The sequence below is a fragment of the Dictyoglomus sp. GBS genome (genome assembly GCF_055179815.1).
This window is the reverse complement of record NZ_CM143687.1, coordinates 104383-129656: the sequence shown is the minus strand read 5'-3', so window position 1 is coordinate 129656 and position 25274 is coordinate 104383. Positions and strand designations below refer to the sequence as shown.

25 protein-coding genes are annotated in these 25274 nt (G+C 30.2%); 11 read left to right on the top strand and 14 right to left on the bottom strand.

Annotation, left to right across the window (positions count from 1 at the left end; all coding sequences use genetic code 11):
- Position 1: 1 nt before the first annotated feature.
- The 4 genes from ACY3IT_RS00605 to ACY3IT_RS00590 are packed head-to-tail and all read right to left on the bottom strand — an operon-like array spanning position 2 to position 3443.
- Positions 2-1138 carry a DUF362 domain-containing protein gene (locus ACY3IT_RS00605; protein ID WP_463082857.1) on the bottom strand — a complete coding sequence of 379 codons (1137 nt, stop codon included), beginning with the start codon at positions 1136-1138 and terminating at the stop codon, positions 2-4.
- 30 nt (positions 1139-1168) lie between these two features.
- Entirely contained in the window at positions 1169-2167 is a 999-nt protein-coding gene (gene hypE, locus ACY3IT_RS00600; protein ID WP_463082856.1) for a hydrogenase expression/formation protein HypE, read from the bottom strand.
- Positions 2168-3238 carry a hydrogenase formation protein HypD gene (hypD, locus tag ACY3IT_RS00595; protein ID WP_463082855.1) on the bottom strand — a complete coding sequence of 357 codons (1071 nt, stop codon included), beginning with the start codon at positions 3236-3238 and terminating at the stop codon, positions 2168-2170. It abuts the gene before it with no gap.
- Complete coding sequence (locus tag ACY3IT_RS00590) at positions 3228-3443, bottom strand: HypC/HybG/HupF family hydrogenase formation chaperone (RefSeq protein WP_463082854.1); 216 nt, start codon at positions 3441-3443, stop codon at positions 3228-3230. The genes hypD and ACY3IT_RS00590 overlap by 11 nt, the downstream gene beginning before the upstream one ends.
- 113 nt (positions 3444-3556) lie before the next feature.
- Between ACY3IT_RS00590 and ACY3IT_RS00585 the strand changes: the two genes are divergently transcribed.
- Entirely contained in the window at positions 3557-4099 is a 543-nt protein-coding gene (locus ACY3IT_RS00585; protein WP_463082853.1) for a PfkB family carbohydrate kinase, read from the top strand.
- Complete coding sequence (locus ACY3IT_RS00580; RefSeq protein ID WP_463082852.1) at positions 4075-4488, top strand: carbohydrate kinase family protein; 414 nt, start codon at positions 4075-4077, stop codon at positions 4486-4488. Before ACY3IT_RS00585 ends, ACY3IT_RS00580 begins: the two co-directional genes overlap by 25 nt.
- On the opposite strand, the gene ACY3IT_RS00575 is transcribed toward ACY3IT_RS00580, so the two are convergent.
- Genes ACY3IT_RS00575 through ACY3IT_RS00555 form a run of 5 tightly spaced genes read right to left on the bottom strand, consistent with a single transcriptional unit; the run spans position 4479 to position 9988 of the window.
- Positions 4479-5702 (bottom strand): class II D-tagatose-bisphosphate aldolase non-catalytic subunit, encoded by a 1224-nt coding sequence (locus ACY3IT_RS00575; protein ID WP_463082851.1) that lies wholly within the window; start codon positions 5700-5702, stop codon positions 4479-4481. The two genes, ACY3IT_RS00580 and ACY3IT_RS00575, sit on opposite strands and share 10 nt — an antisense overlap.
- Positions 5703-5714: 12 nt before the next feature.
- Entirely contained in the window at positions 5715-7043 is a 1329-nt protein-coding gene (gene melA, locus ACY3IT_RS00570) for an alpha-galactosidase (RefSeq protein WP_463082850.1), read from the bottom strand.
- 19 nt (positions 7044-7062) lie between these two features.
- Positions 7063-7869 carry a carbohydrate ABC transporter permease gene (locus ACY3IT_RS00565; RefSeq protein ID WP_463082849.1) on the bottom strand — a complete coding sequence of 269 codons (807 nt, stop codon included), beginning with the start codon at positions 7867-7869 and terminating at the stop codon, positions 7063-7065.
- On the bottom strand, positions 7862-8752 hold the full coding sequence (locus tag ACY3IT_RS00560; RefSeq protein ID WP_463082848.1) for a carbohydrate ABC transporter permease: 891 nt from the start codon (positions 8750-8752) through the stop codon (positions 7862-7864). Before ACY3IT_RS00560 ends, ACY3IT_RS00565 begins: the two co-directional genes overlap by 8 nt.
- A 60-nt stretch (positions 8753-8812) precedes the next feature.
- Positions 8813-9988 (bottom strand): ABC transporter substrate-binding protein, encoded by a 1176-nt coding sequence (locus ACY3IT_RS00555; RefSeq protein WP_463082847.1) that lies wholly within the window; start codon positions 9986-9988, stop codon positions 8813-8815.
- A 288-nt stretch (positions 9989-10276) separates the two neighbouring features.
- Here ACY3IT_RS00555 and ACY3IT_RS00550 point away from each other — a divergent pair, with 288 nt between their 5' ends.
- The 4 genes from ACY3IT_RS00550 to ACY3IT_RS00535 are packed head-to-tail and all read left to right on the top strand — an operon-like array spanning position 10277 to position 11926.
- Entirely contained in the window at positions 10277-11035 is a 759-nt protein-coding gene (locus tag ACY3IT_RS00550; protein ID WP_463082846.1) for a DeoR/GlpR family DNA-binding transcription regulator, read from the top strand.
- A gap of 32 nt (positions 11036-11067) precedes the next feature.
- Positions 11068-11190: a hypothetical protein gene (locus ACY3IT_RS00545; protein WP_463082845.1), complete on the top strand. Its 123-nt coding sequence runs from the start codon at positions 11068-11070 to the stop codon at positions 11188-11190.
- The gene (locus ACY3IT_RS00540; RefSeq protein ID WP_463082844.1) at positions 11166-11696 is read left to right on the top strand and encodes a hypothetical protein; all 531 of its coding nucleotides are present in this window, start codon (positions 11166-11168) and stop codon (positions 11694-11696) included. The genes ACY3IT_RS00545 and ACY3IT_RS00540 overlap by 25 nt, the downstream gene beginning before the upstream one ends.
- Positions 11696-11926 carry a hypothetical protein gene (locus ACY3IT_RS00535; protein ID WP_463082843.1) on the top strand — a complete coding sequence of 77 codons (231 nt, stop codon included), beginning with the start codon at positions 11696-11698 and terminating at the stop codon, positions 11924-11926. The genes ACY3IT_RS00540 and ACY3IT_RS00535 overlap by 1 nt, the downstream gene beginning before the upstream one ends.
- 40 nt (positions 11927-11966) lie before the next feature.
- On the opposite strand, the gene ACY3IT_RS00530 is transcribed toward ACY3IT_RS00535, so the two are convergent.
- Positions 11967-13166, bottom strand: a complete 1200-nt coding sequence (locus ACY3IT_RS00530) for a serpin family protein (RefSeq protein WP_463082842.1) — start codon at positions 13164-13166, stop codon at positions 11967-11969.
- A gap of 169 nt (positions 13167-13335) precedes the next feature.
- Here ACY3IT_RS00530 and ACY3IT_RS00525 point away from each other — a divergent pair, with 169 nt between their 5' ends.
- Positions 13336-15132, top strand: a complete 1797-nt coding sequence (locus ACY3IT_RS00525) for a GmrSD restriction endonuclease domain-containing protein (protein WP_463082841.1) — start codon at positions 13336-13338, stop codon at positions 15130-15132.
- Here the strand turns inward: ACY3IT_RS00525 and ACY3IT_RS00520 are convergent.
- Positions 15129-16493, bottom strand: a complete 1365-nt coding sequence (locus tag ACY3IT_RS00520) for an ADP-ribosylglycohydrolase family protein (protein ID WP_463082840.1) — start codon at positions 16491-16493, stop codon at positions 15129-15131. The genes ACY3IT_RS00525 and ACY3IT_RS00520 overlap by 4 nt on opposite strands.
- Before the next feature lie 18 nt (positions 16494-16511).
- A complete protein-coding gene (gene rbsK, locus ACY3IT_RS00515) occupies positions 16512-17444 on the bottom strand; it encodes a ribokinase (protein ID WP_463082839.1) in 933 nt (310 codons plus the stop codon).
- Between the two features lie 177 nt (positions 17445-17621).
- Between rbsK and ACY3IT_RS00510 the strand changes: the two genes are divergently transcribed.
- The gene (locus tag ACY3IT_RS00510) at positions 17622-18422 is read left to right on the top strand and encodes a DUF2207 family protein (RefSeq protein ID WP_463082838.1); all 801 of its coding nucleotides are present in this window, start codon (positions 17622-17624) and stop codon (positions 18420-18422) included.
- A 156-nt stretch (positions 18423-18578) separates the two neighbouring features.
- On the top strand, positions 18579-21833 hold the full coding sequence (locus ACY3IT_RS00505) for a hypothetical protein (protein ID WP_463082837.1): 3255 nt from the start codon (positions 18579-18581) through the stop codon (positions 21831-21833).
- Between the two features lie 2 nt (positions 21834-21835).
- Here the strand turns inward: ACY3IT_RS00505 and ACY3IT_RS00500 are convergent, their stop codons facing one another.
- Together ACY3IT_RS00500 and ACY3IT_RS00495 are read right to left on the bottom strand one after the other, a co-directional pair.
- Positions 21836-22210, bottom strand: a complete 375-nt coding sequence (locus ACY3IT_RS00500; protein ID WP_463082836.1) for a hypothetical protein — start codon at positions 22208-22210, stop codon at positions 21836-21838.
- Between the two features lie 12 nt (positions 22211-22222).
- Positions 22223-23599 (bottom strand): ABC transporter ATP-binding protein, encoded by a 1377-nt coding sequence (locus tag ACY3IT_RS00495; RefSeq protein WP_463082835.1) that lies wholly within the window; start codon positions 23597-23599, stop codon positions 22223-22225.
- 232 nt (positions 23600-23831) lie between these two features.
- On the opposite strand from ACY3IT_RS00495, the gene ACY3IT_RS00490 reads away from it, so the two are divergent.
- The gene (locus tag ACY3IT_RS00490) at positions 23832-24899 is read left to right on the top strand and encodes a LamG-like jellyroll fold domain-containing protein (protein ID WP_463082834.1); all 1068 of its coding nucleotides are present in this window, start codon (positions 23832-23834) and stop codon (positions 24897-24899) included.
- Positions 24900-25034: 135 nt separating this feature from the next.
- Positions 25035-25274, top strand: a complete 240-nt coding sequence (locus ACY3IT_RS00485) for a nucleotidyltransferase domain-containing protein (protein ID WP_463083653.1) — start codon at positions 25035-25037, stop codon at positions 25272-25274.

Here is a 25274-nt window from a genome sequence, read left to right as displayed (position 1 = left end):
TTTATCTAAATATGTTCTTTGCTAATAAACTTTTTTCAAGTCTAATTGCTTTTTGAGGGCAAAGTTCATGACAACAAAAACAAGAGATGCATTTACTGTAATCTATAACCATTTTATTATTTATTAAAGATATAGCTTTCTTAGGACAACCATTCTCGCATATTCTGCATTTTATACATTTGGTATCATCAATAACAGGATATTGTCGTATTAGTTTGTTAAATAAAAAAGAAGCTATATTACCCATAAAAGATGGTAAATTTTTTGTTATGGAGTAGAAGTTTTTAACCTTTGCTACATTATGATTGTAAAGTTTATCTTTTTCTTCACCGATAATCTCAATTTTCTCTATATCTATCTCACCAAGACCCTTCTTATAGGCTATCAAGTTTGTGAATATTTCCTGGGGACTATATCCAAGGATTATACTTGATATTACATCTACCGCAACTGCGTCATCACCTATTATTAATTTCCCAAATCTTCTTGGATTACCAGCAGATGGTCCTTCTCCTTCCATACCTATAATTCCATCAACGATATTTATTAAGGGGTTTACTTCTTTAAATATATCTACTAAAATTTTGGCAAAGCTTTCTGGATTTATTGCAATAGCATGCATTTTTGATTTATTCATGCCGGGTACAAGACCAAATGTGTTTTTTATAGCACACGTCATTAGCATAAAGGTATGGGTTTTTAATTTGGGTACATTTATTATGTAATCCACTTCTTTTATAAATTTTGTTATTGGTATTTCTCCTGCAATGTCACTCTTAATACTTATAACTCCATAGGTATATAAATTAACAAGATTTGCTCCTTGTCTTTCTGCTACCTCTTTTAAACCTGTTATTCTATATAGATGATCCATGTTTGTAGCTGTGGTTCCAGGGGTGTCCCCAATATATACGTCCTTTACTCCTTTTTCTTTAAGTACTTCTATTAAAGATTCTATTAAAATTGGGTGAGTTGTAATAGCTTTTTCTGGAGGTGCTGCCATAAGAAGATTAGGCTTAATAAAAGTCTTTTTTCCTTTAAGATCTGGTAGCTTAAAATGATCAAAAGCTTTTAAAATTTTTTCTTTTAACTCATCTTTATTATAATCGGTTTCATATACTACAACTTTTGTATTCATAAAATTATTCTCCTTCCTAATTCTTAGATTTTAACAAATTCTTGGTAAAAGATCCTTTTTTAGAGGATCTAATATCCTCTTTGTTCCCATTTTAGTTTTTAAGTAAACTCTTTTTCCTTTTCCCCTTACTTCTCCTATTATTTGTGCTTTTTGACCTAAAGGGTGATTTCTTAAAAATTCTATAATTTTTTTCTCCTCCTTTTTATCTGCAATGATAACAACTTTTCCTTCATTGGCAGAGTATAGAGGATCTATTCCAAGAATTTCACTGGCATTTTTAACCCATGGTTTTACGGGAATTTTTTCTTCATCTATCTCAATTTCCACATTATATTTTTGAGCAATTTCATTTAGTACACCAGCAACTCCTCCTCTTGTTGGATCTCTCATAAATTTTATCCCACTACTGATTTTTAAAAGAGGAAGAGTTATGTTATGAAGTGGAGCAAGGTCTGATTCTATTTCTTCGGTTTTTATTCCCAATCTTTCCAACATTATTGATAGTCCATGTTCTCCAATCTCTCCATTTATAATTACAATGTCACCTTCCTCTATTTTTCTACCATGCCAACTTATCCCATCTTCTATTATGCCAATTCCTGTAGTGTTTATGTAAATTTTATCTCCCTTACCTTTTTCTACCACCTTTGTATCTCCAGTCACCACTTTAACATTACATTCATCTATAGCAGATCGCATAGATTCTAATATTTTTCTAAACTCATTTAAAGATAGGCCTTCTTCTAAGATAAATCCTACACTTATATAAAGAGGTTTTGCTCCCATTACTGAGAGGTCATTTATGGTACCGTATATGGATAGTTTTCCAATATCTCCACCCTTGAAGAAGATAGGAGATACTACAAAGGAATCTGTCGTAAATGCAATTTTCCCTTTTATATCTATAAGAGCAGAATCTAATAGCTCTTCTAAGATTTCATTTCCAAGGTATTTCAATATCTCTTCTTCAATAAGTTTTCTTGTTGCTTCTCCTCCATTTCCATGAGAAAGAAGAATAATATCTTCCATTTATTCTCCTCCATAAATGTAATAGGCTGAACATGTGCCTTCTGAGGATACCATACAAGGTCCCTTTGGGCTTTCAGGTGTACAAGATTTTCCAAAAAGAGGACAATCTGTAGGCTTTATAACTCCTCTTAACACTTCTCCGCATCGGCAATAATTGTTTTTTGACTTTAAAATATTTGGTTTTTGAGGATATATTTTTCGGATATCAAATTCTTCAAATGATTCATTTAAAATAAGACCACTATCTTCTATGGTTCCTAAACCTCTCCAATTGGCACTTCCTTTTTTGAATACCTTGTACATATATTCTAATGCAGTTTTATTTCCTTCTTCTTTTACGCTTTTTTCATATGCATTGATAAGAGCTGGCCTTTCTTCTTCTATAATTTTTAATAAGTGATATATTCCATATAATATTTCTTCAGGTTTAAATCCCATTATTACAAAAGGAATTTTATATGTATTAAATAATTCTTCCCAACCCTTTCTCCCTATTATTGTAGACACATGTCCAGGACCGATAATCCCATCAATTTTTATTTCTCCCATGTCTAAAATTGCTTTCATAGCAGGAGGTGTTAGTTTATGTAATGAGAGAAAATACAGATTTTTGATATTTTCCTCCTTAGCTTTAATTAAAGTGAAGGCTAAGTTAGGAACTGTTGTTTCAAAACCTATCCCTATAAGTAGATATTTTTTGTTTGGATTTTGTTTTGCTATATTTATAGATTCTAAAGGGGAGTACACAACAATTACTTCTTTACCTTTTGCTCTTAGGTAATTTAAACTACCATTATTTCCTGGTACATTTATCAGATCTCCAAAGGTTATAATGCCTAAATCATAATTTTGTGCAAGATCTATTATGTAATCAATATCATCCTCTGATGTTACACATACAGGACAGCCAGGTCCTGATAAAAGATGAATATTTTCAGGTAAAAGTTGTCTAATTCCGTAACGAAAGATTTCATGAGTATGAGTACCGCAAAATTCCATTATATTTATCTTTTTTTTTGATATCTTTTTTATTCTTTCTACTACTTCCTTAATATCCACTTTACTTTTCAATCTCTTCTAAGGTAGAGAATATATCGCCGGCCTCTTCTTCGCTTAGAATACTAATAGAAAAGCCTGCATGTACTAAAACATAATCTCCTACTTTTACTTCAGGGGTAAAGATAGTACTTATCTCGAGAGTAGGACCTCCCATGTCCACAAGAGCAGTGTTATCTTCTCTAACTACCACCACTTTTAATGGTACTCCAAGGCACATATGTTTCCTCCTAAATTATTTCTTTGTATTTTAAGATTATACCATATTTTATACCTTATAATGGGTATGATCTGAGATATAATTAAACAAAAATAAGATAGGGGGTATATTGTATGGAACTTGATGTTTTAACTGTAGGTGAAATACTTGTAGAGATGATGGCCAAAAATTTGGATCAGGATTTTTTGCATCCTGGAGAGTTATTAGGTCCTTACCCGAGTGGTGCTCCTGCAATTTTTATTGATCAGATTGTAAAATTAGGGCTCCGAGGGGGAATAATAGGATGTGTTGGGGAAGATGATTTTGGAGAAATGGTTTATCAAAGGTTAAAGAGGGACGGGATTCAAACTGATCTGATAAAAAGAACTGGAGAATATATAACTGGTATTGCTTTTGTTACTTATTTTTCAAATGGGGAAAGAAAATTTATTTTTCATCTTCCTCATTCAGCAGCAAGTAAGGTTTTTTCAGAAGATATTACAGAGGATTTGATAAAAAATGTAAAATGTTTACATATTATGGGATGTTCTTTGGCAATAAGTAAAAATATGAAAGATGCTATAATGAAGGCTGTTGATTTGGCTTATTCATTTGAGAAAATGGTATTTTTGATCCCAATATTAGGGTTGAATTGGGTTTATCCCCAGAATATTTAAAAACTCTCAAGTATATTCTTTCTAAATCAGATATAGTTTTGTCAGGAGAGATAGAGATTTTGACTATAACTGAATCTCAAAGTATGGAAGAAGCTTTGGATAAGCTGAGAGAATTTGGGATAAAAATCATTGTAATAAAGAAAGGAAAAAGGGGAGCAGAAGCTTATTATGGAGAGGAACATTATAGGGTAGATCCATATCCAGTAGATGAGGTTGATCCTACGGGAGCTGGTGATTGTTTTGATGCAGGATTTATAGCAAGTATATTGCAAGGATATAATATTAATAAGGCATTAAGACTTGCAAATATTATTGGAGCTTTGAGTGTAACAAAGAAGGGACCTATGGAGGGAGTGGTAGATGGAGAAACTTTAAAAAATTATATATGAATTGCATAGTGATAATCTTCTAAGGTTTTTTTAATTTCGTGCTTTATTATATCTGTTACTTTATTTTTAATTTTTCCCTCTCTTATGAGGTAATATTCGTCATAAAAATATTGATATATAAATCTCATATCTATATTTTCAGAGAGGTTTTTCAATAAAATTTGAAGAGATCTTTTAATTTCAGGAAATTCCCAATAATATCTTATCCTGTCCAATAGGCTATATAAAATATCCTTATCAGTATTTTCTTCTTTATAATATTTAGACCAATATTTATCATTCTTCTTCATCACATGTAGAACAATTTCTTTAAGATTTGATCTTTTTTCTTTTGGTATCAGTTCGTTTTCGATTAAGTTTAAAATAAAAAGGGTTCTTCTGAAGGACGCAGTAAGAGCAGGGCCTACTTTTAAAATTCTTATACCATCTTCTACCATCTTTTTTAAATGTATTTTAGTTTGATAATCAGTAGAATGGGCTTCAATAAATAAATCTTCTTCCCTAACTTTATTTAAAAGATTTATAACTTTTTTTCTATCATAATCGAAAACCTTATCATTATCAAAACCTATGCCCAACATTACTACAAACCCTATAATTCTATCCCATATATGGGGAAAATTCTGAAAGGATTTTTTAAAGGCAGAGAGAGATTTTTTAAATTCATCTATTGAGGTTATTCCTTCTTTCTCACCTCCACCTGCTACAGGTACATCTGTCCCTACCACATAAACTGGTTTAATATTAAGCCTTTCTGCCGCATTTTCTGCTACTTCTAAAAGTTCTTTTTCTCTTTCTGCAATAGTTTCCATATTTAATATGGGAGGATCATCTCCTAAGGGCATACTACAATCTAAATGTATTTTTTTATATCCACTTTCAACAAATAATTTTACAAGATCTTTTGCTTTTTTCATTGCTGAAGAGGCTTTTTCTTCTTGCCAAGGTAGAGGTCCTAAATGGTCTCCACCTAAGATAACTCTTTCTTCTTTTATGTTCTTTTCTTTCAGCAGTCTATGAACAAAGTTTTTAAAATCTTCAGGAGTCATTCCTGAGTATCCTCCATATTGATTTACTTGATGGGGTGTAACTTCAATCAGTATATAATCATCATTTTCTTCAGCATATTCTAAGGATGTCTCTATCACAAAAGAGTTCGATGTACATATGGAATATACTCCTTTTTTCCTTAAATAATCCTTATTAAGCCACATATTGAATTCCTCCTATTTTCTTTCAAACATATCTCCTAAATATTTTTTATGGGCTTCAAGTAGTTCATCTACCAATTTATGGATTTTTTCAGGGGATAGGAGAGAAGAAGCTACTGGATCCAAAAGGGCAGCATAGTAAATATAATCTTTATTACTTTCTATTGCTCCTCTTACTGCTAATCTTTGTACATTTATTTGCATAATATTTAATGAAGCAAGTTGGTCTGGAATTTTACCAATATAGAGAGGGGAAATTCCATTTCTGTCTACATAGCATGGTACTTCTACCATACAATCATATGGATAGTTTTCTATAATTCCTTTATTTCTTACGATACCATATACTTGTTTAGACTCATTGGTTTCATATGCATGAATAATCTGAACTGCGTATTCTTTAGAGGTATCTGTATTGTCATCACCATAAAATCTTTTTATTAAATTATATTCTTCTTTTATATTTCTCAAATAATAATTCTTAAAAGCCTCAAAGACTTTTTCATTCTCTTCCACTCTTCTTATGTATTCTCTTATAGGGATATTGAGTTTTTCAATCAAATCATTGTCCCTTAAGAAGTATGGGAAATATTCTGCATTATGCTCTGAGGATTCAGTTACAAAATAATGAAATCTTCTTAATATTTCAAATCTTACTGAGTCTTTTTTACAAATTTCCTTTTTCTCCATTGCTTTAAATAGGTAGGGATATAAATTTTCACCTTTTCTTTCAAAAACTAAGACCCATGCCATATGGTTTATTCCTGCTACCTTGTAATTTATTTCTTCTACGGACACATCTATGTAGCTTGCTAATTGCTCAATAGTGTATGGTATGGAATGGCAAAGACCTATATTTTTAATATTTGATATTTCATTTATGAACCACTGATTCATGGACATAGGATTTGTAAAATTAATAAGTAATGAGTTAGGAGCATATTCTTCAATATTTCTTACTAATTCTTTAAAGAATGGTGCTGTTCTTAGAAATCTCATTATTCCGCCAATACCATGAGTATCTCCTATGGTTTGTCTTAAACCATATTTCTCAGATATATCAAAATCTACATATGTAGCTTCTTTTCCTCCTATTTGTACTGTATTTATGACATAACTTGAGCCTTTTATGGCCTCTTTCATTTCTAAATAACTTTTTATAGACCATTTTAGTTTTTTAGTTTCTTTTATCTCTTCTGCTATTTTTTTAGCTACTTCTAATCTCTCTGGATCTATATCCATTAAGACGATTTCTAAATCTTTAAATTCTGGAAATAAACTTAAGTCTTTTAGAAGATTTCTTGTGAATACTACACTACCTGCACCAATAAAACATATTTTCATTCTTTAGCACCTCCTTAATCTACTTAAGACCACTAAAGGCTATTCCTTCTATGAAACTCTTTTGGGTGAATAGAAATAATATAATTGGTGGAAGTGATGCAATAATACCTCCTGCCATTATAACTCCCCAATTACTGAAATATTGCCCTTGTAATAAGGCTATTGCTATAGGGAGGGTTCTCTTCTCAGGGGATGTAATAACTATAAGGGGCCATAGGAATAAATTCCATGCATATATGAAGACTAAAAGTCCAAAGGATAAAGTAATAGGTTTTGATAAAGGCATCATAATATGCCATAATATTTTCCATATACTTGCCCCATCTACAATTGCTGCCTCTTCCATTTCAATGGGTAGAGAAAGAAAGTGCTGTCTATAAAGAAATATGCCAAATTCACTAAATATTTCTAGAAGAATGACTCCTGTTAAAGTGTTAATTAATCCTAAATTTTTTAGAATAATATATCTGGGTATAAGGAGTACAATTCCGGGTAGCATAATTACTGAAAGAAATATTAGGAAAATGGCATTTTTATACGGGAAATAAAGCCTTGCAAAAGCATAGCTTGCTAAAGAACAAAGAAATATTTGGGAAAATACTAAAGTTAAGGTAACAAAAAGAGAATTTAAAAAATATCTAGCAAAATCTAATTTAATAAATATTTCTTTATAGTTATTAGTAATAGGATTCAGGGGAAAGAGTCGAGGTGGAACAGAAGGTGCTTCCTCTATGGTTTCGAAGGATACTATTAGCATGAAACAGTATGGAAGAAACATGAGAATAGCTCCAATCAATAGAATTATAGAAATGAATTTTTTACTCATAATATACCCATCTCCTTTGAAATCTGAATTGAATGATTGTTAAGATAAGTAAGATGAAATAAAGAATCCAAGAGAGGGCTGTGCCGTATCCCATTCGGAACCAGTTAAAGCCATTTCTGTAAATATAATATACTATAGTATATGTGGAGTAACCAGGACCACCGCGAGTCATAGTAAATACGCTTTCAAACATTTGTACTGTACTTATGATCTGCATGATGAGTATAAAAAATATGATAGGAGTCATAAGAGGTATAGTTATATTTAATAGAATATCTTTCTTAGTAGCCCCATCGAGTTCTGCAGCCTCGTAATATGTAATGGGTATGTTTTGAAGCCCTGCTAAAAATAAAATTATGTTATAGCTTAGGCTACCCCATATACCCACTAAGGCTAAAGAAAATAGGGCTATTCTAGGATCTGTTAACCAATAAATTTTTTTTAAACTCAAAAGGCCAAGTACTGTATTTAATAGGCCATATTCAGGATTGAAGAACCATAACCATACAAAGTTTATAGCTACAGATGAGGTAACTGTAGGTACAAAATAAAATACTCTTAATGTTCTTATAAATTTTGAATTTTGATTAAGGCCAACTGCAATAAGGAAACTTAATACTAAAGAAGCAGGTACTACATATAAAGTATATAAGAATGAATTTTTCAATGAAATCCAAAATATCTTGTCTTGTAATATTTTTTTGAAATTCTTAAGACCAACAAATTCTGGAGGTGAAATGGCATCGTATTTGGAAAGGGCAAGTTTAAAGGATATTCCAAAAGGAATATAATAGGCTAATAACGCAAATATAAGAGAAAGAAGAATGAAAAGAAAAAAATATAATCCTTGTATACTTCTCTTTATACCTCCAGGCTCTCTCATGAAAAGTTCCTCCTAAGATAAAGAGGGGAAAGACAAAATCTTTCCCCTCTTATAATATTTTTATTCCTCTTTAGCCTTAATAATGATATCGTTTATTTCTTGTACAGCTTGCCTTAGGCCATCTTCAACTGGCAATCTTCCAGATATAAATTCAACAATATAATAGGTTTCCCATCTGTCAAACCATTCACTTGCTCCTTCTGTCTGAGGCCATGGATTAGTGAATTTTACAGAATCAATAAATACCCGAGCATCCTTTTCCTTTCCGAATTTCTTAAATCCTTGTACCCAGAGTTTATCTGCATCTTTATAGGCTGGAATTACAGTCCCAGTCTTGCCAAGTATTTTAGCTGCTCCTTTTCCAGCCATCCATTTTACAAAAGTCCAAGCAGCATCTAAATTTTTAGTTTTACTCCAAATTACATTACCTAAGGAATCTGATATGGTAGCCCTCTTTCCTAATTTGGATTTTGGAAGCATAACTACTCCAAAATTAAAGGCTTTAATATTTTGAGCATAATATCCAAGCATCCATGATCCACCAAAATTCATAGCACTTCTTCCGGCTATAAACAAATCTTCAGAAGTAACGCCAGGTTTAGGTGCAAAACCATTTTCAGTTAATTCTTTTGTAAAAGAAAGTGCTTCTACAGCTGGAGGGGTATCTAAAACTACTTTTCCTTCTTTGTCTACTAATGATCCACCAAGAGATAGAATCAATGGGAATAGAAATCCTTGAGAAACAGCTAATGCTCCGCCGTCAGCTGTTATACCATATCTTACTACAGATCCTTTTGCATCTTTCTTCGTTAATTTTTCTGCAGCCTTCTTTACGTCTTCCCAAGTCCAATTAGTATCTGGATACTTTAGTTTAAGTTCGTCGAAAGCCTTTTTATTAAAATACATAGCGATAGTATCATAGTCTCTTGGAAGAGAATAATATCTTCCGTTTATGTTATGAAGCTTAAGAATTCCAGAAGGATAGACACTAAGATCAATTTTGTCTTTTTCTATGAACGATGTAATATCTACTATGGTTTTCTTAGCCACATAATCTTTTAGATAGAATCCATTATCCATAGTGAATACATCCCAGCAATCTCCACCTGCTATCATGGTTTGTAACTTAGTCCAATATTCTTCCCATGGTACATGTTCAAGTTTTACTTTGATATTAGGATATTTTTTTTCAAAAGCAGAAATTTGTGCTTTAATGCCATCTATTTGTTCACTCATCCATACTCCATATCTAATTGTGATTGTTTTTTGACCAAAAGAAGTAGTGATCAAGAGTAAAGAAAGGAAAGTAATAAGGAGAACCACTATTTTTTTTCAATTGAAACACCTCCTTTTATTTTTTGTTCATTATTATATCAATTTTAGTCTAAATAAACAATGTGTTTTGAATGTTATAGATAAGAAATTTATAAAAAGAAGAGTTTTTTTGTCTCTTTACAATCATTTTTGGATCAAATATAATAAAGAACAAATATCAAAATACTTATAGAATGGGGTTTTATTAATATGAAAGAATATAGATTTAGTAAAATAATTAAACTTATTAGAGAAAGAGGATATATCACTGTTCCTGAAATAGCTAAGGAACTTGGTATCTCTGAGATAACCGTAAGAAGAGATTTAAGATTTTTAGAAGGTCAAGGATTGATAAAGAGAGTAAGAGGAGGAGCTACCCTTACAGGAATTACTTCTGAAAATTCTTTTTTTGTTAAATTGGAAGAAAATAAAGAGGCTAAAAAAGAAATAGGTAAAAAGGCCTTATCCTTATTAAAAGATGGATCAATAATTGCCTTGAGTGGAGGAACAACCATATATTATATGGTGCAAGCATTAGATGAAAGTCCTATAACTGATCTTACTATTTTAACTAACTCTATAACTTCTGCTTGGGCTGTTATTAATCTGAGGAAATCTTTTAAACTTATTCACTCTGGAGGTACTACAAAGGAAAAATCTTTTGAATGTATAGGTGGATATGTTATAAAGTTTTTCCAAGAGATAGGTAAGATTGATTTTTACTTTTTAGGAGCAAATGGTGTTGATCTAAAAAGTGGTATTACCTTTTTTGATATGGAGGAAGCAGAGGTTGCAAAAACTATAATATTAAAGGCAGACAAGGTGGTTTTATTGGCAGATAGTAGTAAATTTGGTACATCTGCACCCTTCCGTGTATGTACGCTTGAAAAGGTAGATTATATTGTGACAGATATAATACCTGATGAGTTTAAAAATATTCCAGATTGGCATTTAAAGTTTATTGTATAATTTTAGATAATTATGAACGGGAGTGAGGGTTTATGCTTGAGATAAAGGATATGTTAAATTTAATAGGTAATGAATTGAAGGATGGAAGTGAACAGACGAAAAAATTTAGAGAGTTTATTGAGAAAGATAAATGGCCTTTGGAAACAACGTGGTAAAAAATACATGGCCTATCGGAAGTGTTTCACAACTTGGAGAATATATTGTTCAACTTGAGAAAAAGTACGATAATGAAAGGGTTTTTGGGTTATATGTTATTGGTAAAGGTGATGTTCAACCTTTGATTGAACAAATAGTTGGAAGTAAGTATAAAGACAAAATACGAGTAATATTATATACTGACCTTATTGATTTAGTTAATTTAAAAATAGAATTGACTCCTGTAGTAGGTGAATCAAAGGCTATAGAAAAAATTCAAAGTCTTATATTCCCGATTGAGAGTGTAAATATTGGAAATATAATTAAATTGATAAGAGAAATAGCAGAAGCTATATCTGAACAGAGTATAGAGGATGAAAATGAAGAGAAAAAATCAGAAAAACCATGGACAAAAGATGAACTTTTAGAATTTTTGAGAGGATGTACTCACTATCAAAAAGTATTAATAGCTGCTTTGGCTCAAGTTGAAAGATATCCTATACAAAAAAGTATTTACTTGTTTTAATGAATGAAATTGCTAAGGAAAAAGCATTTTTAGGTATTGGAAAAAAATTATCAGGAAAAGAGATTGCGGGGGCACGTGGAGGGTTGAAGCTAAAAAGAAAACTATTGGGTAAAGAGGATTTTATAGAAGGCTATTGGGATAAATCAGAAAAAGATTATGTGTATAGAATAAAGGATGAATATAAAGATATTATTCTTGAATGGGTTAAAATTGAAAATTTAGAAATATAAATTTTAATAGGGTCAAGCCTTGAGGCTTGACCCTATTTATTTAAGGTTCTACAAATCTTCCCATAAAGAGTATAGTATTTGTTTTAATATCACGAATGATAAATAGGAATGGTCTATCTGCTTTAAATTCAATAATCATTGGGGCTATAGCTTTACCTGACATTATCACTGCTGTTGCTGCTGCAGCTTCTGTACCTTCCTCATTTACTTCGATAAAGGATTGATGTATTACCTTGCTTATATATAAATCTTTACTTTCGGCCATTCCTGAAAAGTCAGCAAGACTCATATCGAAAGCATCTTTCATGCCTAAATCAATAAGAGGTTTATTTAATATGTATCTTTTTTCCATTTTGAATTTGGGGATATATACATCAACCTTTTCTTGAGTTAAATTTGCCAACAATTTATTAATTCTTTCTACAGAAATTTCTTTTTCAAAGTCAGAAAGACTTATACCTTCCTTAGGTAAGAATATAATCATGGATACTTCATTTTCTGAATATGGTAATTCTAAAACTTGTACTTCATTATCTTCTGTATAATTAAATCTTCCTTCTTGATGCATCATAGGTACACTAATTTTCTTTTGGTTTTCTAAATTAAAGGGCATATCTCTTGTCTCTTGAGGGTCAAATTGGTTTTGCCATTTTCCCTTAAAATAAATAGCATTAACAAGTATTAGCCGTGTTAGAGCAGAGATATCTTCTGGATGTATTAAATTTTTAATTTTATTATTTGTCTTATCCTCTACCCATTTATTAATGGTTAATCTTGCTTTTTCTCTATTTTCTTCATTTATAAAGTCTACTTCATTAAATCCTGCTGAATAATATTTGTTTAATAGATTTATGAATTCCTTCTGAAAAGGATAATTAGTCTGTCCCCAAAGGGAATTTGCAATAGCCAACTGATAACTTTTGTTGGGTCTATTAAAGTATGAATTTAAGGATGAAAAAGCTTTGTGAAGATCTTCTTGTGGAATATTAAAGTATAATACTTTTGCCATTTGTTTTTCTGTATTTCCTCTTGCTCCTGCATAAGTCATTGCTAAAGCAGATGATATGCTATAGGGTGATATAAAGATATTTCCTTTTTCTTCAGTAATTATTTTTTTATACAGATCTATACCAAAGGCATTATTGCTTGCAGATATTATTGCTGTATTATTATCCATAGACAGGGAAAAGGAAAGTATTAAAAGGAAAAGAATGGAAAAGACTATAAATCTCCTTTTCATAATATACCTCCTAATTGGGGATAATTTTGTCCCATAAATAGTATGACACAATTTTTAATAAATAACAAATTAAGTAATATTTGGAAAATTAATGGATTGATAGTCTTCTTTTTATTATGATATCCTATATATGTTATTATATTTTAGGATCAGACGGAGGATATAAGAAATGATTATTCAAAAATTCTCAGTTAATCAATACCCTATATCAACATTACTTTCTTGGGTTCAATCTGGTGAAGTAGCAGTTCCTGAGATACAACGACCTTTTGTGTGGGAATCTACTCAAGTTAGAGATTTTATAGATTCATTATATAAAGGTTATCCTGTGGGATATATCATTATTTGGCAAAATCCTAATGTGAAAACAAAGGACGGAGCATTGTCAAAGGGTAAAAAGATATTAATAGATGGTCAACAAAGGGTTACAGCTCTAATGACCGCAATTTTAGGTAAAGAGATAGTAGATAAAGATTATAGAAAGAGAAAAATTAGGATAGCCTTTAATCCTAAGAAGAAAATATTCGAGGTAACAAATACAGCTATAGAAAAGAACAAGGAATGGATTTCAGATATTTCAAAAGTTTTTTCCCAAGATTTTAATTTTTTAAAGTTAGTAGAAGACTATGTTTTATCTAATCCTGATGTGATTAAAGATGATATATTTTTGTCTCTTGATGCTCTAAGAAGTATAGTTAATGTACCTGTAGGAGTTATTGAATTAAACTCAGATTTAGATTTAGAGGAAGTTACAGAGATATTTATTAGAATGAATTCAAAAGGTACCCAACTTAATCAGTCTGATTTTGCCATGTCGAAATTTGCTGTCAATGATAAATATGGGGGAGATATCATTCGTAAGGCTATAGATTATTTTTGTTATTTAGCTGACAAACCTGAATTTTATCATGAAATTTTAGAAAACGATAAAGAGTTTGCTAATACAGATTATTTTAAAAAGATGGCATGGCTTAAAGAGAGTAAAGAAGATTTATATGATCCATCATATGTGGATTTGTTGAGGACTATATTTACTTATAAATTCAAAAGGGGTAAATTACAAGATTTAGTTGCTTTATTATCTGGAAGAGATTTTAAAACCAAGGAATATAAAGAAGAAATAATAGAGGATACTATAAACAAATTTAGAGAAGGATTATTTGATTATATAAATGAAGCCAATTTTAAAAAATTTATCATGATTATTAGGTCTGCAGGTTTCATAGATAGTTCTATGATAAGAGCATATAACCCGTTGAATTTTTCCTATGCTTTGTTTCTTACATTAAAGGAGAAAGGGATACATCCTGCTAAAATAGAATCTTATGTAAGAAAGTGGTTTGTCATGTCTGTACTAACATCAAGGTATTCAGGATCGCCTGATTCTCAGTTTGATGAAGATATTAAGAGATTAGAGGAAAGTAATCCTGAGGAATTTATAAATAATATTTTTAAGGCAGAACTTTCAGATTCTTTTTGGAGTGTTACGTTACCAGAGAGTATGATTACTTCAAGCGATTATCCTTATTTTCAGGTTTTTCTTGCAGCTCAAGTAAAGATGAAAGATAAAGGTTTCTTGTCAAAGGATATTACTGTAGAAGATCTTATTTCTATAAAGGGAGATGTACATCATATATTTCCGAAAGATTATCTAAAAAAGAGTGGGTTTAGTGATCGGAAGGATTATAACCAAATAGCTAATTACGTTATGGCACAGTCAGAGATAAATTTGGCTATAGGTAATAAACCCCCGAAAGAGTATATTAAGGAGCTTATAAGTCAATGTAATACTAAGAATTTGAAATACGGAGGTATAAATAATCTTGATGATCTTGTAGAAAATTTTAAGATGCATTGTATACCTATAACCATTCTTGAAAATAATGATATAGATTACTTAAATTTTCTACAAGAGAGAAGGAAGTTGATGGCACAGAAAATTAGAAAATATTTTGAAATGCTCTAAGTTGAATTTTGTATCTTTTTAACTATATCCAGTGTTTCCTTGGCTAAATCAGAAATTTTGCAAATATTATAACCAGATACTCCTGACTCTACTGTGTCATTTAAGGGTTTTATCCAGTATTCTGGAAGATTTTTTGCTCCATATATTGCTCCTAAGATGGAACCTACCGTTGCCCCATTACAATCAGTATCAAGTCCACAAGAGACAGCATTTGTTATTCCTTTTTCAAAGGAAAGGTCGCTATAAAAAAGGGATGCAACCACAACTTGAGCGTTTGACAAAACATGGCACCAATTATGCCAATATTCTTCATTTTTCCTATTCTTCTCGTAGGTTTCATAAATATATTCTCTTACCCAATCAAAAGCTTTACCTCCTTTTTTAAATTCTATGATGTTTTTAATAGCTTCATAGAATCTACTATTTTTAGGGACTACAGAAAGTCCTACTTTTATTATTTCTTCTATGTTATCCGATACAAAAGCCCAAGAAAGAGAGGATGCTATAAACATCTCTCCATAGATTCCGTTTTTTACGTGAGACACACATGCGTCTCTAAATGCAAATTCTGCTGATCTTTTGGGGTTTCCTGGATTTATATATCCCCAAAAATCAGCCCTTATTTGAGCGCCAATCCATTCTCTATAAGGGTTTCTAAATTCTCCTGATTTAGGAGGCATAATTAAATTTACAAGATTCTGATAAGCAACTCTCTCTGCGGTATAAGTGTGAAATATGGGAAGATTAAAGAGCCATGATTCAGCTACATCTTCAGGAGTGAAGTTTTCTCCGTAATTCTTAAAAATGTAGAGTCCAAGAATAGTATAGTTTATATCATCATCTTCAATCATATGATCAATTTTATTAATCCATCCTCGCCACTTTACATCCTCAATTCCATATTTTTCTTTTATCTCTTTATCAACATCCGAAGAAAGATACTTTTTTATGGGGAAATTATTAGTATCTTTCAAAAAATTCCATATTTTATTACGAGGCCAACCTTCTATAGGTTTTCCTAAGAGGCATCCTGCCATTCTCCCTAAATAAGCCCCATAGATCTTGTCTAAAAGTTTCTCATCAAGAGTTATTTTTACTCTATAATTTTCCTTTTCCTCATCAGACTCTCTAAATATTTCTTCCAATTTTGATGGTTCATTATATTTATAATCCTTTCTTATGGGTATAGCCTGAATCTTATCTAATAACTTTTTGGCTATCTCTTCTCTTTTTTCCCAATCTTTCATTTTAGATATATTTTCTATTTCCTCCTTCAATGTAGATAAATCTTTTCCTTCATCTTTACTTTGCAATTCCTCCACTTTTAATCTTTCATAATAACTTAAATAATGTTTTTGCATATTTCAAATTCCCCCAAATTAATTGGAATATTCTTTCAAAAATCTTTCTACCTCTTCTCTGTAAGGCATGGAAGAGGCAGCTCCCATTTTTGTAACACTTAAGGCAGCTACTGCACTGGCAAAAGTTACTGCAGAGATTAAGTCTTTCCCTTCTGAAAGGGCTACTGCAAGGCCCCCATTAAAAGCATCACCAGCTCCTGTTGTATCCACGGCTTCTACTTTAAATGATGGTATATGTTTTCTTTTGTTTTCAGTTACTACAAAAGCCCCATCTTTTCCGAGAGTTACAACTACTCCCTTTGTCCCATAAGAAAGCATTTTTATTGATGCTTTTTCTACATCTTCTAAGGTTTCTATCTTAATCCCTGTTATAATCTCTAATTCATTTCTATTAGGAGTTACAATATCAGCTTTACCCAATATTTTATCATCTAATTTTCTTGCTGGGGCTGGATTTAATATAGATAATGGTTTCCTTTCATTTGAAACCAAGTTCAATACATAGGATATTGTTTCTATAGGGATTTCTAATTGTAGTAGGACTACATCGGAACTTAAAATTATATCTTTCACTGCATTTATCTGCTCAATATTAACCTCCATGTTTGTCCCAGGAGCTACCACAATCATATTTTCTCCTGTTTTATCATCTACTATTATTAAAGCTATCCCTGTATGAGTTTTATCGCTTACCTTTAGATAATCTACTTTTACATTCTCTTTTAATAAGAAATCTTTTGCTATTTTCCCAAAGTTATCATTACCTATGCATCCTATAAAGTATACTTCTGCACCTAACCTTGCAGAACATACTGCTTGGTTTGATCCTTTTCCTCCAGGTCCCATTATAAAAGGACCTCCTAATATTGTTTCTCCTGGTTTTGGAAGATGGGGAGCTTTTGAAACAAGATCGGTATTATAGCTTCCTATAACTGTTATTCTCTTTTCCATAAAAGATCCTCCATTGTTTATAATCTATTTAATGTTTATTATAAATGAAATTTTATAGTTTTCTATAAAAAAGAATATTCTGAGATAATTAAGAAAATTAGCAATATTTTTGCTATAATTAATTTATGAAGAAAATTATTATCCTTTTAATAATTTTATTTTTTATTTTGAATTTTGATGTATTTGCAAAAGGTAAAAGAAGTACTTCCTCTTAAATTACCTCCAGCATGGGTTGAGCTACTTTTGAAAAAACATGTAAAAGTTTCGGAAAGGGCGTATTCTGCTACATTTATAGATCTTGCTTTTAATGAATGTATTATTGTTAAGGAAGAAAATAGAAATTACAAAATTATTATGATAGATAAAGAAATAGATGATAATTTAAGTGAAGAACAAAAAATATTACTTTTTTTATTAAGAAGAATAGGAAATGAGTTTAATTTATCCGATATCTCTAAATTAAATCTAAAAAATTTTAAAAAAGCTTTTAATAGAGCAATAGGAGAAAATCTTTATAAGAAGTTAAGATGGATTAATGTAAAACCTAAAAAATATTTTCTATTAAATATTTACTTATGGGTTTTGGTTTTATTTATATCATTATTAATCTTTGATTTAGGCTTAATAATAATTTCAGCTCATAATCTAATTTTTGGATCAATTTTTATTTCTAAATGTTCAACCTATACTTATGAAGGTAAATTAATGGCATTTAGATGGAGGGCTTATAAAAGATATATAAAGGATAATCTTGATGATTTGATTAAAAATAATGATGGTATAAATAAAATTAAAGATCTAATTATATATAGTATCCTTTTTGGATTTCATAAAAAGATACTGAAAAATTTGGGAGAAGATAATCTACTTAAGGATATTTTTTCAAAATGGTTCATTACGCCTCAAGAAAAAGTCAATAAATTATTTAAGTCTTTGAATATTTTTATTGGGGAACTTAATAAAGTATTTAGAATATAAATAAAAGATTGAGAAGAGCAAGTTTTAAATCAAGAGATGAAAATTTGTATTACTTGAATGTTTGATCCTATTACAAAGGAATTTTTATTGCTTATTAAATAAATGTTATATATAATAAGTTTTAGGATGAAACAAATTGAAAGTTAGGAGGGTATTATGAATAGCAAAGTTAAATACGAAGTGGATAAAGATAAAGATTTAACCTTTAATATATACAATTATAACTATGCATATCCTTTTTCCAGTTTCCTTCCTGGTATTTCTGGAATTATGGGTATTCCTATGTGGTGTTTTTATGTGAATAGAGCACAGTGTATTGCAAGTTTTGGATTTGAAAGTAAAGATGGTGCTATCCTTGAGTTTCATCCTGCTAATAAAGCTTATAGATTGACCCCTATATATGGATTTAGAACTTTTATAAAGATAAATGGAGTTATTTATGAGCCTTTTAGAGAATCCTTTGAAAATCAAAAATTTGAAAAAGAAAATCATATGAGTATTACACCATATGATCTTACCATATATGAGGTAAATAATACTCTTAATATTGCATGTAAAGTAAATTATTTTACTCTTCCCAATGAGCCTATAGGAGCTTTAATAAGGGTATTATTTATTAAGAATCTTAAAAATAAAGATATTGATTTAGAAATTATTGATGGAATACCACAGTTTTTACCTTATGGACTTACAAATGAGGTTATGAAAAATATGTCCAGAACAATAGAAGCATGGTATCGGGTTGATAATGGAGAAAATAATGCTCCTTTTTATAGGTTATATACAACCTTTCAAGATGTAACTGAAGTTGAGATTATAAAAAATGGGCATTTTTACTTTTCCTTTGTAGAAGATAATAAACTTCTTCCTATAATTGTAGAGCCGTCTTTAATATTCTATCCAGCTGATGATTTTTCATATCCATTTAATTTTGCAAAGGAAGATTTTAAGATTAATACCTTGTTTTATGGTGATAGGACCCCCTCAGCTTTTTCTTATTCTCAAATTTCTCTTTCGCCTTATGAGGAAAAGAGTATTATCTCTATTATAGGAAGATCTGACTCTGTAGAGAGATTGAATTCCATTATTAATGGATATTCTAAAAAAGAGTTTATTGAAAGAAAGGCAGAAGAGAATGAGATACTTATAAGAAGTATTATTGATAATTCCTTTGTTTATAGTTCTTCAAAAGAATTTAATTCTTATGCTAAACAGAATTTTCTTGACAATATATTAAGGGGTGGTCTTCCTGTTACTTTGGATTATGGGGGTAAGAAAGATATAATTTATCTTTTCTCAAGAAAACATGGAGATTTGGAGAGAGATTATAACTTTTTTAGACTTGAAGCTAATTATTTTTCTCAAGGTAATGCCAATTATAGAGATATAAATCAAAATAGAAGAAATGATATATATTTCAATCCAAGTGTAGACTATTTTAATATATGGTATTTTGTAAATCTTATTCAACTGGATGGATATAATCCTCTTGTGATTAAAGGAATTAAATACTTGTTATCTGAGGAAAAATTAGATCAATTAAAAGACTGGTTAGATGAAGATATAGAAAAGGAGCTTTATGAGATCTTAAAAAGGCCTTTTATTCCTTATGATGTTATAAGGATTCTTGAAAAATACAAATATAGATTGAAAAAGGGGGATTTAATAGAGTTTATATCATTTCTTCTTACAAATTCTAAAAAGATTGAAGATGCAGAACATGGAGAAGGATATTGGGTTGATCATTGGTTCTACAATTTAGATCTTATAGAAAGTTATGAGTCTGTTTTTCCAGATAAAATGGCTAATCTACTTTTGGATTTAAATATCTTTACCTATTATGATAATTCAGAAATTGTTTTACCAAGAGAGGAAAGGTATGTTTTAACAGATAAAGGTGTAAGACAGTATAGATCACTAAAAAGGGATGAAGAAAAAGAAAAACTCATAAAATCCAGGAAGATAGAACCCAATAAAGTAAGGACAAAATATGGTAAAGGGGATATATATTATACTAACTTGATCTCTAAGTTGATCACCCTTGCAGTAGTAAAATATTCAACTCTTGATCCTGATAATGTGGGAATAGAGATGGAGGCTGGAAAACCAGGTTGGAATGATGCTTTAAATGGGCTTCCTGGACTTTTTGGATCTTCTGTAAATGAGACTTTTGAACTTAAAAGGTTAATTCTTTTATTAATAAGATGGATAGATAAATATCGTCTATCAGATAGAGAGATAAAAATTCCAATTGAAGTCATGGATTTGATTAATGGTCTTTTTGAAATTACAAAGAAAAATCTAATAGGGGAAATTTCTAATTTTAATTTCTGGGATGAAAGCTCAAAATTAAGAGAGTTTTATAGAGAAAGAACAAGATTGGGGATAAGTGGAGATGAGATAACAGTAAAGCTATCTGATGTTGTTGACAGGATAAAAGTTTTTTTAGAGAAAATAGATATAGGACTTGAGAAAGCATTTATTAAAGATAAAGGATTGTACCATACATATTTCTATTATGATCTAATAGATTATGAAATATTAGAAAAAGAGGGGAAGAAGGTAATAAAGCCTAAAAGATTTGAAAGAAATGAGTTACCTCTCTTTCTTGAAGGTCAGGTGCATTATCTAAAAGTAGAGAAAGACCCTAATAAAAAGAAGGAAATAATTAAGAGAATAAAAGAAAGTGATCTCTATGATAAGAAATTGAAGATGTATAAAGTGAATGAATCATTGAAAGATGCCCCATTGGAAATTGGAAGAATAAAGGCCTTTCTACCTGGATGGCTTGAAAATGAGAGTGTATTTCTCCATCTTGAGTACAAATATCTTTTAGAGATTTTAAGATCAAAAGAATTTGATACCTACTATGAGGATATGAAAAAGTGTCTTGTACCATTTATGAGCCCTGAAGTATATAAAAGGAGCATATTTGAAAATGTCTCTTTTATTGTGAGTAGTGCAAATCCTGATGAAAATTTGCATGGTGCTGGTTTTTCAGCGAGACTTTCTGGAAGTACAGCGGAATTTTATAACATGCTTATTCTTATGACATTAGGAGGAAATCCCTTTTATCTTGATGAAAATAATAGACTTTGTTTTAAACCAGAACCCTCAATTCCTAGCTTTTTATTTACAACAGATGATGAAGAGGTAACATATTTTGGAAATGGAAACGAGGAAAAGATATTTGTACCCAAAAATACTTTTGTAATAAAATTCTTTAATACTCTCATATATTTTATAAATCAAGAAAGAAAAGACTTGTTGGGTAAGGATATAAAAGTAAAGAAATATATATTGTATAAAAGAAATGGAGAAAAAGAAGAGATAAGTAAAGAAGTACTTGAGTATCCATACTCTCTTTATTTAAGAGATGGAGAATATGAAAAGATAGAGTGCATAATTTAAAATTAACTTTGCATATCTAACATATCTTGGTCATTACTTTCTTTAAATCCTTTTTCCCAAAGTTCCTTATATTTACCATTAAGAGATATGAGTTCTTCATGGGTACCTTCTTCTATAATTTTCCCATCATCAAGGACTATTATTCTTTCTGCTATTTTTATGGATGAAAATCGGTGAGCAATGATTAAAACAGTTTTATCTTTTAACTCCTCTTTCAATATATTTTGTAAGGTATGTTCTGTTTCTGTGTCTAAGGCTAATGTGGCTTCATCAAGAATAAAAAGTCTTGCATCCTTTTTAAGTAGAGCTCTTGCAATGGCAATTCTTTGCCTTTCTCTACCCGATATTAAAATTCCTCTTTCTCTAATCTCTCTCAAAACCTATATTCTCTATAATAAAGTCATAGGCAAGACTATTTTTGGTAGCAGAAATGATATCTTCATCCTTTGCATTATAATTACCATATCTAATATTTTCCTTAATACTTTCAGGAAATAGGTATATATCTTGATTAGCAACAGAAATTTTTCTCTTAAAGCTGATAGATCCCAATCCTTTATATCTACCCCAAAAATTTTTATTTTCCCTTTTTGAGGTTTGTATAGACCAAGTATAAGTTTAATAATGGTTGATTTGCCACTACCACTTTCTCCTACAATAGCCACCTTTTCTCCTCTTTTTACTTTAAAACTTATACCTTTTAATATTTCTTTTTCATCATATGAAAAATATATATTTTCAAATTCTATATCGTAATTACTTACTTTTTCTTCTTTTACATCTCTCCCTTTTTCATCTTCTTGATTTAATAATTCCTCTATTCTTTCTGAAGAAGATTTTGCCTTCCTATAGGAATTTATTACATTAGGAAGCACATTCATAGGAGCTAAAAATACATTAATAAGCTCTATAAAGGCAATAATTCCTCCAAGGGTTAATTCTCCTTTAAGGACTAAATTTCCTCCATAAAAGGACATAAGTACAAAAGGTATAATCTGTATCATTATTTTAATTGGTTCAGAAAGGACTTCAAATCTGGCTGAATTAAGTCCTGATTTAAAAGACTTTATCAATTCCTTTTCGTATTTATTAAAAAGTTCCTTTTCTAAATTAAAAACTTTTACCAAGGTTATGCCAGAAATCGAATCTTGAGCAACAGAGTTTACATCGCTAAGAGCTTCTTGTTGTCTTTTTGTATATTTCTCTACTGGTTTACTTATAATTAAGGCAAGGATTATAGATATAGGAATTATGGCAAAACAAAATAAAGTCAATTTCCAATTTATAGATATAGCAAGAATAATACCGAGAATAAAAGTAATAGGATGATATAAGAGGTCGTTTAAGGAGTTACTTAAAAAGCCTTGAATAAGGGAGAGGTCATTTGAAAGTCTTGATATATAATCACCAGTAGAATTTTTCTCTATATAACCAATATTCATATTTATTAACTTCTTACCTATATCATTTCTTATATCTCTTAATACATTTTCAGAGAATTTTCCTAAAAGATATGCTTTAAAGTACTCTAAAAATATTTTCGCTAACATTATTGACAAAATCATTGTAAATATCTCTATAAAAAGGTCTTTATTTTTCAGCAAAATAGCGTTTACAATATTCTTTTCAAGGCTAATGAGATATATGTTTGTGAAGGAAACAATAATAGAAAGAACTAAAGTAATAATAAGAAGTGTTATATTTTTCTTTACTATATGTAAAGTTTTATTTTTAAATTGTTTTCTTTTTATAAAAATTTCCTCCAATTTTGGCCTTTATTATTAATAATTTTAAAAATAAATTTTAGATTTTGTCAATATTAATTTTATAATTTTTAATAATTAACTTTAAAAATTATCTCAAAAAAGTGTGATCTATATCACTTTGCTAATTAATGTATTAAAGATAAAATATAATTAGAGATTAAAAATTTATAGTTGGGCCCCTTAAAACTATAACTTTTTAATCTCTAATTTATTTGAAAGGGAGGAGATCCTAATGAAAACCTCTATATTAAAGCTTTTTGGGATTATTTTTATACTCCTTTTTATAGCAGGTGGTTGTGTGACTAAACCTGCAGTTTCAAATCAGCCACCTCTTGCTCCTTCAAATCCAAATCCACAAGATAATGCAACTAATGTTCCAATTACAGTTACTCTTTCTTGGACATGTAGTGATCCAGATGGAGATAGTTTAAAATATGACATATACTTTGGAGATACAGAAACCCCACAACTTAGAGAAGAAAACTATACTTCTACAACTTATACTGTGGAAAATCTCAATTATAACACTACTTACTATTGGAAGATAGTGGCAAAAGATGGTAAAGGTGGAGTAAAATCTGGACCTATATGGAGCTTCACAACAGTAAGTGAAGGGACAATAATTCCTGTCTTTAAGGATAGTTTTGAAAATAATAAAACAAATAATGAATCTCAATATACAAGTCCTTACTATCAAGAGACTATATCATCAGTAAGGGGTATTACCTTTACACAAGGGGTGGTTGGTGATGGAGTACATCTTGATGGGCTAGATAGTTATATCTGTTACAGTACTTCCTATATTAACCCAACAGAAGGAACCATAATGTTTTACTTTAAACCAGACAGCAATATGTATGAGTTTTATCAAAATTTAGAAAGTCACAAGGGTGGTTTTTTGATTGATACTGTAGGTTGGTTAGATGCGTTTACTGGTGCATTTTTTATTGCTGCTTGGTGTGACGGGGAAAATCACAATAATTTTTGGTCAGGTACATGGAGTGGTTATGGCTGGTCGTATGCATACACAGATCCTATTTATACTCTTTCTCCAGATAAATTTTATAAAATTGCCTTTACATGGAGTCAAACTCAAGGAAAAATAAAACTCTATCTTGATGGTGAACTAATGGATGAGGAAAGCTATAATACACCACTAAATAATGAACAGCTATTCTTTATAGGACATAATCCATTTGGATTAATTCTATATAATATGGCTTATTGGCCATATGGAGCACGTTCCTTAATGGGAACCTATGATGAATTAGAGATTTATGATGTGGCTCTCGAATTTTAATAATTAGTAAATTTAAAATGGGGGAGATAAGTTAATCTCCCCCTTATATTCAATTTTAAATAATATATAACCCATAGAACATTTAAATTTATGTTATACTAAATCATGTTTGACATATCTATTTAGGAAGAAAAAATTCTAAGAGAAAAAGAAGAAAGAGAGCTAAAGAGGAAAAAGCTATTAAAGGAGATTATTCCAAAACTCAGAGATTATTTCGGAGATAAAGAAGTAGAAAAAGTTTATCTATTTGGCTCCATACTTATGGAGGATTATTTTTACGATTCTTCTGATGTGGATATAGCAGTGGAAGGATTAAAGGAGAATTATTTTAGGATTTTTTCCGATTTAGAGGATATTATTAGGAAGAAAAATTGA